Raw genomic sequence first — 13,345 nt, 5'->3', positions numbered from 1 at the left:
TCGCGCTGATGGTACTGCGTCTTAAGACGTGGGAGAGTAAGTCACCGCCAGACCTAGTAAAAACCAAAAATCTCTCTACGATGAACAAATAACCAGCCAGTAATCAATAAACACTGGCAACAGTGCAAACCGCACAACCATCGCGGGGTGGAGCAGCCCGGTAGCTCGTCAGGCTCATAACCTGAAGGTCGTAGGTTCAAATCCTACCCCCGCAACCAATTCATTTGACTTGCATACACGTTATCATACAAGATTTGGCTCATGTTATTTCTCGACATTGGTCATAATCCTTGGCTGGTTGCCACGTCCTTTATCGTAGCGTTGGTAGCCGGCGCTACTGGTCTGACTTTGACCAAAGAATTATCCCAAAAAACGGTCCTTCAGAAAAAGCTGGCGGTGGCGCTCGCGTCGATCGCTTTGGGTGGTGGTATCTGGTCTATGCATTTCGTTGGGATGCTAGGCCTGCAGCTGCCTATTCTGTTCTATTATGATGCAGCGATCACACTGGTGTCTGCTTTGATTGCTATTTTGATGGTCGCTTTCGCGCTGTTGATTTTGCATTTCCGCACACGGACAACGGGTACCATCGTGACCGCAGGAACGATTGTTGGGTTGGGCATTCTGGCAATGCATTACGTCGGTATGGCGGGGATGCAGATGTGCACTGCGGTTTATACGCCTGTCGGCGTTATTGGCGCGTCGATCCTATCGATCCTATTCTGCATTCTGGCCTTTGGCGTCGCCTACAGCAAAAGGACAAATCGCAGCATATTAACGGGCGCGTTATGTTTTGGTGTCGCTGTGTTCGCTGTTCATTTCTTAGCGATGGCTGGCACGAATTTTATCGCAGTGTCTGATGTGGTGGAATTTGGACCGTCTATCAGCAACGAGGTTTTGGCGATTGGCGTGATCCTATCCAGCTTTGTGCTGTTCGGCGGCTTTTTATGGGTCGGGTCGACGTTTATCGGTTCGGGGCCAACGGAAACGCCGCAGCCGATTGCCCCGGTTGCGCAAACGACCCAAGGCAGGATCCCGTGTGAACGAGAGGGGGCAAAGGTGTTTATCGCGCCGCAGGACGTCCTGTTCGTGCGCGCTGATGGTCATTACACCCAAGTCTATTCGGGCGATACGTCCTATTTCTGTAGCTGGCCGATAACCGAGGCGACAAAGAGGTTGCTGCAGGGCGGCTTTGTCAAAGTGCACCGCAGCTATTTGGTGAACCCTGCAAAGGTCGCGCAGTTCGAACGCGGCAAAGACAAGGGACGCATTCGTTTCGGCGTAGATGGTGTGCCCCCTGTGCCCGTCAGCCGGTCGCATCTAAAGGACACGATAGACGCGCTAGCCTAAGGCATGGCGCAACTCGTGCGCCCAGAGGCGCATTTCGTGCAAAATAAGCGAAAATAAGTTGTTTTAGCGTGCCGCGGTATCCAGTGGCATGCAGCCTGATCCTACCCAGAACATCGCTTAGGGAGGAGAGGCAATGATTCCAGGTGCGTTTGAATACCATCGTCCAAAGGACATGGAAGGCGTGCTGGCCGTGTTACAAGAGCATGGCGACGACGCGCGAGTTTTAGCTGGCGGTCACAGTTTAATTCCCATGATGAAATTGCGGATGGCTGACATTCCGCATTTGATCGATCTTCAGGACGTTGAGGGCCTGAACAGCATTTCGGTCGGCGAAACGATCACCATTGGCGCGATGGTGACCCAACACCACATCATCGACAACGACGCGCTGGCAACGGCGGCTCCGATCATGCGCGAGGCATCGCTGCAAATTGCGGATCCGCAAGTGCGCTATATGGGAACGGTCGGCGGCAATGTTGCGAATGGCGATCCCGGCAATGACATGCCCGGTTTGATGCAATGCCTGAATGCCATTTACACCCTGATCGGGCCAGACGGCGAACGCGAGGTCGCAGCGCGCGATTTTTATGAAGCCGCCTATATGACCGACCGCGAAGACGAAGAGGTGCTGACGCAGGTCCGTTTCGACAAACCGCAAGGCGGTTACGCCTATGAAAAACAGAAACGGAAAATCGGCGACTATGCGACCGCTGCAGCGGCTGTTCAGATCGTCAAAGACGGCGATACGTGCGCTTCGGCATCCATTGCGATGACGAACCTAAGCGACACGCCGATCTATTCCGAAGATGCCGGCGCCGCGCTGGTTGGAACGTCAGTCGATGACGCCGCAATCGAGGCCGCAGTCGCCGCGATGCTGGGCGATATCGATCCGACCGAAGACAACCGTGGCCCCATCGAATTCAAACGCCATGCAGCTGCTGTGATCCTACGCCGAGCTATCGCTCGTGCTTGGTCCCGCGCGTAATCGGAGGAGGACGATATGGCGAAGAAAATGCACATCAAACTGACGGTAAATGGCCAAGAAGAGGAGTTTCTGGCCGAACCGCGTGAATTGCTTATCCACACCCTGCGCGAACGCCTGAACATCACGGGCCCGCACATCGGGTGCGAAACATCGCATTGCGGGGCCTGCACGGTCACCGTGAATGGCAAATCAGTGAAATCCTGCACCATGTTCGTGGCCCAAGCCGATGGCGCGGATGTCACCACGATCGAAGGGTTGGGCAGCCCCGACAACCTGCACGTCCTACAGCGCGCGTTCAAAGAAAACCATGGTCTGCAATGCGGGTTCTGTACGCCTGGGATGATCACCCGCGCGTCGAAATTGTTAGAGGAAAACCCGAACCCATCCGAAGAGGAAGTCCGCTTTGGCATGGCGGGTAATCTGTGCCGCTGCACCGGATATCAGAACATTGTGAAATCGATCCTTGCGGCTGCGGCTGAACTTAACTCCGCACAGGAGGCAGCAGAATGAACAAGGAAATCACTCGCGAAGAACGCACCGAAGCACTGGGCGGCATGGGCTGCAAACGCAAACGCGTCGAAGATGCGCGTTTCACCCAAGGCAAAGGCAACTATGTCGACGATATCAAACTGCCGGGCATGTTGTTTGGCGATTTCGTTCGGTCGCCTTATGCGCATGCTCGGATCAAATCGATCAACACAGATCGCGCTATGGCGCTGGACGGCGTTGTTGCAGTTCTAACGGCGGAGGACCTGCGTCCGCTGGGTCTGCATTGGATGCCGACGCTGGCAGGCGACAAACAGATGGTTCTGGCCGATGGCAAGGTTCTGTTTCAGGGCCAAGAGGTCGCCTATGTCGTCGCCAAAGACCGCTATATCGCGGCGGATGCTGTCGAACTGGTCGATGTCGAATACGAAGAACTGCCCGTGGTCGTTGATCCGTTCGAGGCACTGAAATCCGACACCGTCCTACGCGAAGATCTGGTTGCCGAAGACGGAAGCCTGCCTGACGGCGCGCATGGACCGCGCAAACACCACAACCATATCTTTACATGGGAAGTGGGCGAAAAAGACGCGACCGAACAGGTCGTATCGGACGCGGCCGTCGTTGCCGAAGAAACCATGTACTACCACCGTACGCACCCATGCCCGCTGGAAACCTGCGGCTGCGTTGCATCGATGGACAAGGTGAACGGCAAACTGACGCTATATGGCACGTTCCAAGCGCCCCATGCGATCCGCACGGTTGTCAGCCTGATTTCGGGTATCGAAGAACATAACATCCGTGTTGTATCGCCTGATATCGGCGGCGGCTTTGGCAACAAAGTGGGCGCATATCCCGGATATGTGTGTTCGGTTGTGGCCTCGATCGTGACGGGTGTGCCCGTCAAATGGATCGAAGACCGCATGGAAAACCTGATGACCACGGCCTTTGCCCGCGATTACTGGATGAAAGGCAAAATCGCCGCGACGCCAGAGGGTAAAATTACCGGCCTATGGTGCCATGTGACCGCAGACCACGGCGGATTTGATGCCTGCGCCGACCCGACCAAATTCCCTGCAGGGTTCATGAACATCTGTACAGGTTCGTACGACATCCCAACGGCCTATCTGGCGGTGGATGGTGTCTACACGAACAAGGCACCGGGCGGGGTCAGCTATCGCTGTTCGTTCCGCGTGACCGAAGCTGTTTATTTCATCGAACGCATGATCGAAGTGCTGGCGATTGAACTGAACATGGATGCTGCCGAACTGCGCCGCATCAATTTCATCAGAAAGGACCAGTTCCCATATAAGGCCGCATTAGGCTGGGAATATGACAGCGGTGACTATCATACCGCATGGGACAAGGCGCTCAAGGCAGTGGACTATGATGGCCTGCGCGCCGAGCAGGCCCAACGTGTCGAAGATTTCAAAGCGGGTAAAACACGCAAGCTGATGGGGATCGGCCTGACTCACTTTACCGAAATCGTTGGCGCGGGGCCTGTGAAAAACTGTGACATCCTAGGTTTGGGTATGTTCGACAGCTGTGAAATCCGTATCCACCCAACGGGATCGGCCATCGCACGTCTGGGCACCATTTCCCAAGGTCAGGGTCACGCAACCACCTTTGCCCAGATTTTGGCAACGGAAATCGGTCTACCCGCCGATAGCATCACGATCGAAGAAGGCGACACAGATACCGCGCCTTATGGTCTGGGCACCTATGGATCGCGGTCTACCCCAGTTGCGGGTGCGGCGACGGCCATGGCAGGGCGCAAAATCCGCGCCAAGGCCCAGATGATCGCGGCCTACCTGCTAGAGGTCCACGACGATGACGTGGAATTCGATGTGGACCGGTTCGTCGTCAAAGGTGCGCCTGAAAAGTTCAAGACGATGAAGGAAATCGCCTTTGCCGCCTATAATCAGGCCATCCCGGGGATCGAACCAGGGCTAGAGGCAGTCAGCTATTATGACCCGCCCAACATGACCTATCCGTTCGGGGCCTATATCTGTGTCATGGACATTGACGTTGATACGGGCGTCACAGACATCCGCCGTTTCTATGCGTTGGATGACTGCGGCACGCGCATCAACCCGATGATCATCGAAGGTCAGGTGCATGGCGGTCTGACCGAAGCGTTGGCCGTCGCCTTGGGGCAGGAAATCGCCTATGACGACATGGGCAACGTCAAAACGGGGACGTTGATGGATTTCTTCCTGCCGACCGCGTGGGAAGTGCCCAACTACGAAACCGACCACACCGTGACCCCCAGCCCGCACCACCCAATCGGTGCCAAAGGCGTCGGCGAAAGCCCCCATGTGGGCGGCGTTCCATGTTTCTCAAACGCTGTGAACGATGCGTTCCGTGCCTTTGGCTTGCGCCACACGCACATGCCGCATGATCATTGGCGGATTTGGAAAACCGCGAACGAACTGGGCCTGCACGGCTGATCGCAAATCGGGCGCGCGCGGCTTTGTGCGCGCCCTGATGCATCGGATTTTGATATGACTTGGACTGATCTCAAAACTGCTTTGGCGGAACAGGATTATGTGGCCTCGGATGATCTGGCGGTTGCGCTGCATCTGGCGCTATCGCTTGGCCGACCCTTGCTGCTAGAGGGCGCCGCGGGCGTCGGCAAAACCGAAATCGCGCGGGTTTTATCGGCTGTGCGCGACACGTCCCTGATCCGTTTGCAATGCTACGAAGGTTTGGACGCATCCCAAGCCATCTATGAATGGAATTACCAACGCCAGCTACTGGCAATCCGCGCCGCATCAGAGGCAGGCGAGGCCGGTAAAACGGTCGAAGATCGCATATTTTCCCGCGACTACCTGCTGGAACGCCCCCTATTACAGGCGATCACGCAAGACGTGCCGCCCGTATTGCTGATCGACGAAATCGACCGCGCCGACGAAGAATTCGAAGCGTTCTTGCTGGAAATCCTATCCGATTTTCAGATCAGCATCCCTGAATTGGGCACGGTCACGGCGACCAGCAAACCGATTGTGATCCTGACATCCAACGGCACCCGTGATCTGTCAGACGCGCTGCGCCGTCGGTGTTTGTTTGCCTATGTCGATTATCCTGACGCTGCGACCGAACTTGCGATTTTGCGGGCGCGTTGCGCGGATGTCGAAACGCATCTGGCCGAACAGATCGTCGGATTTGTTCAGGCTCTGCGCAAAGAGGATCTGGAAAAGACCCCCGGTATTGCAGAAATGCTGGATTTCGCGGCCGCTTTGATGGGGCTGGGGATTGCGGACCTGACGCATGATCCTGCCGCATTGCAGGCGACGATGGCGACATTGCTGAAAACGCAATCCGACCGTGCCCAAATCACACCCGAAGTCACCGCACGCATCGCGGGGAAAGCCGCATGAGCCGCGTGACGAAATTCGCGGCCCGTGATCCGGGTCCAGCTTCGCGGATGGCGGGGTTTATGGCGCATTTGCGTGCGAATGGTCTGCGTATCGGTGCGGCTGAAACCGATGCGGCGCTGGCGGCGCTGGCGCAGGTTGACGCCGCGTGCCCTGACGTGGCCCGCGCCGCGCTGCGTGCGGTTTGTACGGGGTGTAAAGATGACGCTCAGCGGTTCGATGCGCTGTTTGACGCCTTTTGGATGGATATGGGCCGCGTGCGGACCAAAACGATCCCGACCCAGAACACGGGCAGTGACAGCATGCATTCGTCCCGCGATGCCAAAGGCGAAACCAACGACAGCGGCGGGCAGGCAAACGCCGCAGACACAGGCCAAGGCGAAGCCGACAGTGACGGCGAAGGCAAATTGATCGCCACCGATATCCGCAACCTGTCGCGCCGTGATCTGCGCGAATTGGTCCGCGCCGAAGACATCGCCGAAGCAGAAGAGGTCGCGCGGCGGCTAGGGCAGGCCATGCGGGATCGCCGGTCTCGCCGCCGCATCGCCGCCCGCAAAGGCGCGGGGCTGGATTTCCGCAAAACGATCCGTCGGTCGTTGTCCGCAGGCGGGGAACCTTTGCACCTGTTCCGTAAAAAGCGCCCGGATCGCGACCGCAAAATCGTCGCGATCTGTGATGTGTCGGGGTCCATGTCCGTCTACGCGCAGGTGTTTCTGGCCTTTATCGCGGGCATGATGCGCTGTGATCCCAAATCGGACGCTTATCTGTTTCACACCCGCCTTGTCCGCATAACCGAGGCTTTGCGCGACAAAGACGCCATGCGCGCGATTGGCCGCCTATCCCTGATGGCCGACGGGTTCGGCGGCGGGTCCAAAATCGGGGCGTGCCTGACGCAATTCAGCCAGACATACGCCCGCCGTTTTGTGGATGGCCGCACCGTGGTTCTGATCATGTCCGATGGCTATGACACGGACCCTGCAGATCAGGTTGGCACGGCATTGGCTGCCCTGCGCAAACGCGGATGTCGCATCATTTGGCTGAACCCGCTGAAAGGGTGGCGCGATTACGAACCTGTCAGCGCGGGCATGTCGGCGGCGCTGCCGCATCTGGACCTGTTTTGCGCCGCAAACACTTTGGCCGATTTGGCCGCATTGGAAACAGAGGTGAGCCGCCTATGACCCCAGCAGAAGTTTTATCAGACGATCTGGCGAAAGAGGCATCGCGCCTAAGGGCGAATGCCCAACCGTTTGCGTTTGCGACGATTGTTCGGACGGCGGGCGCGACGGCGGCCAAACCTGGTGCGCGGGCTTTGATCGCGGCAGACGGCACCATTTTGCAGGGTTTTTTGGGTGGCGGCTGCACAAGGGGCGCGGTCAAACGCGCGGCATTGGCTGCATTTGAAACGGGGCAACCTCAGTTGATTTCGGTCGCCCCCGAAGATGAATTAGCCGCCAAAGGCGTGGCTGCAGGAACCAATGCGGATGGCGTGACCTATGCGCGTAACGGATGCCCATCCCGCGGTACGATTGATGTATTTATCGAACCCTGTTTGCCCCAGCCGATGCTGGTGATTTTGGGCGCATCCCCAGTGGCGCACGCTTTGGCGAAATTAGGCCCTCAATTCGCGTGGACCGTGGCAGAAACAGTGCCGGATGATTGCAACGGTCGTTTGACGGCCATCGTGATCGCAACCCAAGGCCAAGGTGATTTACCCGCCTTGAAAGAGGCGATTGCCGCGCAGCCTCGGCACATTTCCTTTGTCGGGTCTCACAGAAAATATGCGGCGCTTTCGGATAAATTGGCGGCCGATGGCATTCATCAGGACCAAATCGGGTCCGTTCGTGCGCCCGCTGGTTTGGACATCGGTGCAGTCACCCCCGAAGAGATTGCTTTGTCGATAATGGCAGAACTGACCGCCGTCCGCCGCGCCGTGAAAACGCAGGTGTCGGCATGATGCGGTTCGATGCGATTATTTTGGCAGCGGGTCTGTCGCTGCGGATGGGGGCGCAGAATAAGTTGCTGATGGATTGGCATGGCGTCCCGATTATCAGGCGCGTTGTGCAAACCTATCTGGATTCCGTCGGGCCGAACATTACGGTCGTGACGGGATTTGAATCTGACTTGGTTCAGGCAGCGCTAAATGGATTGCCTGTTCAATTTCATCATAACCCACGCTTTGCCGACGGACAGCAATCATCGGTTATGGCCGGCCTTGCCATTCCCAGCGATGCCGATGCGACGTTGATGGGGTTGGGGGATCAGCCGTTGCTGACCGCCTCGGCGCTAAGTGATTTGATGACGGCCTATCAAATTACAGATACGTCAAAGATCGCTTTTGCGGTTCGCGGCGATGAACGCGGCAATCCAACGATCATTCCTGCGCCGATGCGTGCCCTGATCGCAGCGGACAAAGCGCGTCCAGGGTGCCGCAAATTCATCAATGACAATCCACATTTGGTGACCCGCATACCGATGCAATCGGACGGGTTTTTCACCGATATCGACACCCCAGAATCTTATGCATTCCACCGCCGCACCCCAATCATGGGCCGGATAAAGCGGTTGTTTTCACTGTCGCCAGATCAAGCGGATCAGCTGGCGCGTATCAAATTTCCTTGTTGTTAAGAAAGGACCATCAATGGAACTGTCAGACGAAATCAGAATCTCGGCACCTAAAGATCAGGTTTACGCTGCGTTGAATGACCCCGAAATCCTGCAAAAATGTATCCCCGGATGCGAAGAATTGATTAAACATTCGGATACCGAACTAGAGGCCAAAGTCCTGCTAAAGGTCGGACCGGTCAAAGCGCGCTTTGGCGGGAATGTGGAATTGAACACCGAAGGCGCACCCGATCAGTTTTCGTTAACAGGTACGGGAAATGGCGGCGCAGCGGGCCACGCCAAAGGCGGGGCCGACGTCACCTTGATTGCGGATGGGGATGAAACAATTCTACGCTATGATGCCAAAGCAGAGATTGGTGGAAAACTGGCCCAATTGGGCAGCCGCCTGATCCAAAGCACGGCGAAAAAACTGGCGGCGAAGTTTTTCAAATCTTTTGCCGAAGTGATGGAAGAGGAAAAAGTTGCCTGAGGCGATTACATATACCGAACACCCGCAAGACGTCTTGCGGGCCGCGGTTCAGCGGCTGGATCAGGGTGTGAAATTCGCCCTGGTCACGTCGGTTGCGATCAAAGGTGGCGCCGCCCGCGAGGTCGGGTCGTTGGCGATCGTGGACCAGAACGGCGCTATGGTCGGGTATATGTCCAATGGCTGCATCGACAGCGATATCCGTCTGCGGGCGTTGGAATTGCTGGAAACGGGCGGCCCTGCCATGTGTTTGCAGTATGGGGACGGATCCCCGTTCAAGGATCTGACGCTGCCATGCGGGGGATCGCTAGAGCTGCTGTTGGACCCATCCCCAGATGCGCAGGCGCTGCGGTCGGCACTTGATACGATGCAATCGCGCGCCGAGGCTGATTTGCGATTTCAGTGTCCGCAATCGAAGCGCGTCATAACGTTCCAGTATGCCCCTAAACCGCGGCTCATTTTAGCTGGGCGCGGCGCTGTGTTTCGGGCGACCGCGCGCGTGGCATTCGCCGCGGGTTTCGAATTGCATCTTTTGACCCCGCAAGAGGACGATCTGGCAGATTTGGCTGATATTAAATGCCTGTCGCAGCAGGTTTTAACCACGCCAAATTCTATCCCTGACATCGCCATCGATGCCCACTGTGGGTTTCTAACACTGTTTCACGATCATGACTGGGAACCTGCGCTATTGTTGCGTGCGGTTAATAGCAATGCGCGGTTTATCGGCTGTTTGGGCAGCACGCGAACCCATGCAAACCGAATTGAATACCTGAAAGCCAAAGGGATCAGCCCACAAAACATCGCGCGAATCCATGGTCCTATCGGGCTGATTCCGTCTTTGCGGCAAGCGCCCTTGATCGCGGTATCAACCATGGCGCAGCTGGCTGAAGCGTTTCCATTCGCCATAAAGGTGGCTGAAATTGCGGATAAAGTCCGCGCATCATGATCCAAGTCAATTGACGGATGCCTGTGGTTGCATAACCTGATGACGGGAGGCAACCATTCGGGCGCCGCGTTATCGCGCCGCTGTATTGCTATGGGGGCGGCACATGGTGGCAACTGTTCTTGCCGTTCGAGGTCCGGTTATTGATTTTCAATGCGACGGTGATTTGCCCGCGATCGAGACGGCTGTCATCGTTGACGCCGATGCTGCGAATGTAACCTGCGAAGTTCAGGCGCATCTGGGCGCGGACCGGTTCCGCGCGATTGCGCTGCAACCCACCCAAGGAATTTCGCGCCGATCATCCGTTCAGGTCACACACGAGCCGATCAAAGTCCCCGTCGGACCCGCTATTTTGGGGCGGCTTTTGAATGTTCTGGGGCACGTCGGGGATGGCGGCGACGCTTTGCCCGACCAAACGCCAATGCGGGCTATTCATCAACCTGTTCCAGACCTGTCCGAAAGCCGCGCGTCGGTTGACGTGTTTTCAACGGGTATCAAGATTTTGGATTTGCTGGCACCGATGGCGCAGGGAGGAAAGGCGGCTCTGTTTGGGGGCGCGGGCGTGGGCAAAACGGTTCTGGTCACCGAACTTATCCACGCAATGGTGAGCGGCTATGATGGAGTTTCCGTCTTTGCCGGCGTTGGCGAACGGTCGCGCGAAGGTCATGAAATGCTGCATGACATGAAAAACTATGGCGTATTGGACCGTACGGTTTTGGTCTATGGGCAGATGAACGAACCGCCCGGCGCGCGTTGGCGTGTGCCGATGACGGCGCTGTCGATCGCCGAATACATCCGCGATGTTGACCACCGAAATGTGTTATTGCTGATGGATAACGTGTTTCGGTTTGTTCAGGCGGGCGCCGAAGTGTCTGGCCTGTTGGGCCGCATGCCGTCTCGTGTGGGGTACCAACCGACGCTGGATACCGAAGTGGCTGGGCTGCACGAACGTATTTCATCCGCTGGGAACGCCGCCATCACCGCGATCGAAGCCGTCTATGTGCCTGCAGATGATTTTACCGATCCCGCTGTGTCAGCGATCAGTACGCATATGGACAGTGTTGTCGTTCTGTCGCGGGATTTGGCATCGCAAGGCATTTATCCTGCCGTGGACCCGATCCGGACCAATTCGGTGTTGCTGGATGCCGATGTGATTGGCGCAGACCATGCGCGGACAGCGGCAGATGTTCGGCGATTGATGGAACAATACGAAGAACTGCGGGATGTGATTGCGCTGTTGGGGGTAGAGGAATTGGGCCGTGACGAACAGCTCATGGTTGGCAGAGCGCGGCGTCTGCAGCGGTTCTTGACTCAACCGTTTTTCGTCGCCGCGCCATTCACCGGCATGCCCGGACGCAGCGTCGATATCGCGGACACCATCGCCGGGTGCCGGATGATCATCGACGGAGCCTGTGACGACTGGGCCGAAGGATCGTTTTATATGATCGGTACAATTGACGAAGCGAAAGACCGCGAGGCGAGCCGCCGCAAGGGGGCAGCATGACAGCGCTAAGGTTGGAAATCGTAACGCCGCTACAGCGCATTGCTGAGATTGACGGGATCGCGTCTGTGCGGGCGGCGGATGCTTCAGGTGATTTCGGGATCAAGGCGGGACACACGGATTTTGTCACCGTGATCGATGCGGGCGTTATCCGCTGGCGAACACCAAAATCCGGCTGGACCTATTGCGTGGTCACGGGCGGCGTTCTGACCGTCACGGGTGGCCAACTGGTATCAGTTGCCTGCCGATTTGCGGTGGTCGGGGATCATTTGCCAGACCTGCAAAATCAAGTCGCCACGGCGCAAGACAATCTAGCCAACGCAGCGCGTCAGGGTCGGAGCGGCTCGGCGCAGCTTCATGCCAAAGCGATCCGCAGTTTGATGAAAGGGTTGGTCTATGGCGGCGATACCTTGGGTTTAGAGGGGCACGAATGAAAGACCAGCGCACCATTGATGCCGCGCGGCGCGCCGACGCAATCGACCGCGCAGGGCGGGCAGATCCCGAACCTTCGTTGGCGCGCAGGTTCGGCCAAATCGGCGTGTTAGGGTGGATTATCGTGCTGCCGATTTTGGCAGGCGTGTTCATCGGCGGGCGTCTGGATCGATGGATGGACACAGGAATTATGATGTCGGCGGCCTGTTTGATGGTGGGCGCGGGGATCGGTTTTTGGATGGCACTGCGATGGATGCGTGATCAATGACTGTGATGTTTGTAATATTGGCGGGCCTTGTTGGAACAGGCGTTGGCTGGGGGCATTTTGCGTCGTTGGTTTTTGTGACGGATTTGTTGGTCGCAGGCCGTATGGCGGGGCTGTTTTTACAGCTGGGCCGTTTCGCCGTTTTGGGCGCGTTTTTATGGCTATGCGCGCTGGCAGGTTGGACCGTGTTGATCGCCGGTGCGGCAGGGATCATGGCAGGCCGTTTCATTGTTTTGAAAGGGGCACGATGATGGACAGCCCTTTGGTTTCGACAGTTGCATTTGAACTGGGCCCCATTGCGATCCATCGGTCTGTCGTGACGACCTGGGCCATCATGGCGGTGCTGACGTTGGGCTGTGTGGTGATGTCGCGCAATCTGTCCGCAACGCCAGGACCAATTCAGGCCGTTTTGGAATTGTTGGTAGAGGCGTTGGATAGCGAAATCCGTGCGACGATTTCAGGTGATCCCGCGCGGTACCGCGGTTTGATCGGAACGCTGTTGGTCTTTGTGCTATGTGCGAATTGGTCGTCGATCATACCGGGTGTCGAACCACCGACCGCTCATTTGGAAACCGACGCGGCACTGGCGTTTTTGGTCTTTGGCTTTAGCGTTTGGTGGGGCATCGGGGCCCAAGGTTTTGGTGGCTGGTTGGGCAATTTTGCCAAACCATCGTGGGTCATGATCCCGTTAAATATCATGGAACAAATCACGCGACATTTTTCGTTGATGGTTCGTCTGTTTGGCAACGTCATGAGCGGCGTTTTCGTCATCAGCATTGTTTTGTCCTTGGCGGGGTTGCTGGTTCCGATCCCATTCATGGCGTTGGACCTGCTGACGGGTGCTGTTCAGGCCTATATTTTCGCGATTTTGGCTCTGGTTTTTGTCGGCTCGGCGGTCACGCCGAAATGACAGACCATTTAGCA

The 13,345-nt window shown here is 56.9% G+C and carries 15 protein-coding genes and 1 tRNA gene; all 16 read left to right on the top strand.

All coding sequences use genetic code 11. The annotated features are described in order from the left end of the window. Window positions 1-141: 141 nt before the first annotated feature. The 16 genes from ACXAGA_RS03960 (at window position 142) to ACXAGA_RS03885 (ending at window position 13,331) form a co-directional block, all read left to right on the top strand. A tRNA-Met gene (locus ACXAGA_RS03960) sits at window positions 142-218 on the top strand. A gap of 43 nt (window positions 219-261) precedes the next feature. Next, window positions 262-1,347 (top strand): MHYT domain-containing protein, encoded by a 1,086-nt coding sequence (locus ACXAGA_RS03955; RefSeq protein WP_475116198.1) that lies wholly within the window; start codon window positions 262-264, stop codon window positions 1,345-1,347. A 133-nt stretch (window positions 1,348-1,480) separates the two neighbouring features. After that, window positions 1,481-2,332, top strand: a complete 852-nt coding sequence (locus tag ACXAGA_RS03950; protein ID WP_475116197.1) for an FAD binding domain-containing protein — start codon at window positions 1,481-1,483, stop codon at window positions 2,330-2,332. A 15-nt stretch (window positions 2,333-2,347) separates the two neighbouring features. Beyond that, on the top strand, window positions 2,348-2,842 hold the full coding sequence (locus tag ACXAGA_RS03945; RefSeq protein ID WP_475116196.1) for a (2Fe-2S)-binding protein: 495 nt from the start codon (window positions 2,348-2,350) through the stop codon (window positions 2,840-2,842). After that, the gene (locus tag ACXAGA_RS03940) at window positions 2,839-5,265 is read left to right on the top strand and encodes an aerobic carbon-monoxide dehydrogenase large subunit (RefSeq protein WP_475116195.1); all 2,427 of its coding nucleotides are present in this window, start codon (window positions 2,839-2,841) and stop codon (window positions 5,263-5,265) included. Before ACXAGA_RS03945 ends, ACXAGA_RS03940 begins: the two co-directional genes overlap by 4 nt. 54 nt (window positions 5,266-5,319) lie before the next feature. Further along, entirely contained in the window at window positions 5,320-6,195 is an 876-nt protein-coding gene (locus tag ACXAGA_RS03935) for an AAA family ATPase (RefSeq protein WP_475116194.1), read from the top strand. Further along, window positions 6,192-7,370 carry a vWA domain-containing protein gene (locus ACXAGA_RS03930; protein WP_475116193.1) on the top strand — a complete coding sequence of 393 codons (1,179 nt, stop codon included), beginning with the start codon at window positions 6,192-6,194 and terminating at the stop codon, window positions 7,368-7,370. Before ACXAGA_RS03935 ends, ACXAGA_RS03930 begins: the two co-directional genes overlap by 4 nt. Further along, window positions 7,367-8,146 (top strand): XdhC family protein, encoded by a 780-nt coding sequence (locus ACXAGA_RS03925; protein WP_475116192.1) that lies wholly within the window; start codon window positions 7,367-7,369, stop codon window positions 8,144-8,146. Before ACXAGA_RS03930 ends, ACXAGA_RS03925 begins: the two co-directional genes overlap by 4 nt. Next, a complete protein-coding gene (locus tag ACXAGA_RS03920) occupies window positions 8,143-8,817 on the top strand; it encodes a nucleotidyltransferase family protein (protein WP_475116191.1) in 675 nt (224 codons plus the stop codon). Before ACXAGA_RS03925 ends, ACXAGA_RS03920 begins: the two co-directional genes overlap by 4 nt. 13 nt (window positions 8,818-8,830) lie before the next feature. Continuing rightward, entirely contained in the window at window positions 8,831-9,283 is a 453-nt protein-coding gene (locus tag ACXAGA_RS03915) for a CoxG family protein (protein ID WP_475116190.1), read from the top strand. Beyond that, the gene (locus tag ACXAGA_RS03910) at window positions 9,276-10,226 is read left to right on the top strand and encodes an XdhC family protein (RefSeq protein WP_475116189.1); all 951 of its coding nucleotides are present in this window, start codon (window positions 9,276-9,278) and stop codon (window positions 10,224-10,226) included. Before ACXAGA_RS03915 ends, ACXAGA_RS03910 begins: the two co-directional genes overlap by 8 nt. Window positions 10,227-10,329: 103 nt before the next feature. Then, the gene (atpD, locus tag ACXAGA_RS03905; protein ID WP_475116188.1) at window positions 10,330-11,727 is read left to right on the top strand and encodes a F0F1 ATP synthase subunit beta; all 1,398 of its coding nucleotides are present in this window, start codon (window positions 10,330-10,332) and stop codon (window positions 11,725-11,727) included. Continuing rightward, window positions 11,724-12,158, top strand: a complete 435-nt coding sequence (locus tag ACXAGA_RS03900; protein ID WP_475116187.1) for a F0F1 ATP synthase subunit epsilon — start codon at window positions 11,724-11,726, stop codon at window positions 12,156-12,158. The genes atpD and ACXAGA_RS03900 overlap by 4 nt, the downstream gene beginning before the upstream one ends. Beyond that, entirely contained in the window at window positions 12,155-12,424 is a 270-nt protein-coding gene (locus ACXAGA_RS03895) for an AtpZ/AtpI family protein (protein WP_475116186.1), read from the top strand. Before ACXAGA_RS03900 ends, ACXAGA_RS03895 begins: the two co-directional genes overlap by 4 nt. After that, entirely contained in the window at window positions 12,421-12,672 is a 252-nt protein-coding gene (locus tag ACXAGA_RS03890) for an ATP synthase subunit I (RefSeq protein ID WP_475116185.1), read from the top strand. Before ACXAGA_RS03895 ends, ACXAGA_RS03890 begins: the two co-directional genes overlap by 4 nt. Then, entirely contained in the window at window positions 12,669-13,331 is a 663-nt protein-coding gene (locus ACXAGA_RS03885) for a F0F1 ATP synthase subunit A (protein ID WP_475116184.1), read from the top strand. Before ACXAGA_RS03890 ends, ACXAGA_RS03885 begins: the two co-directional genes overlap by 4 nt. Window positions 13,332-13,345: the final 14 nt, after the last annotated feature.

The sequence above is a fragment of the Marivivens sp. ABH4_498 genome (genome assembly GCF_056160585.1).
The sequence above is the reverse complement of the archived record's forward strand: the minus strand, read 5'-3'. Positions and strand labels throughout refer to the sequence as shown.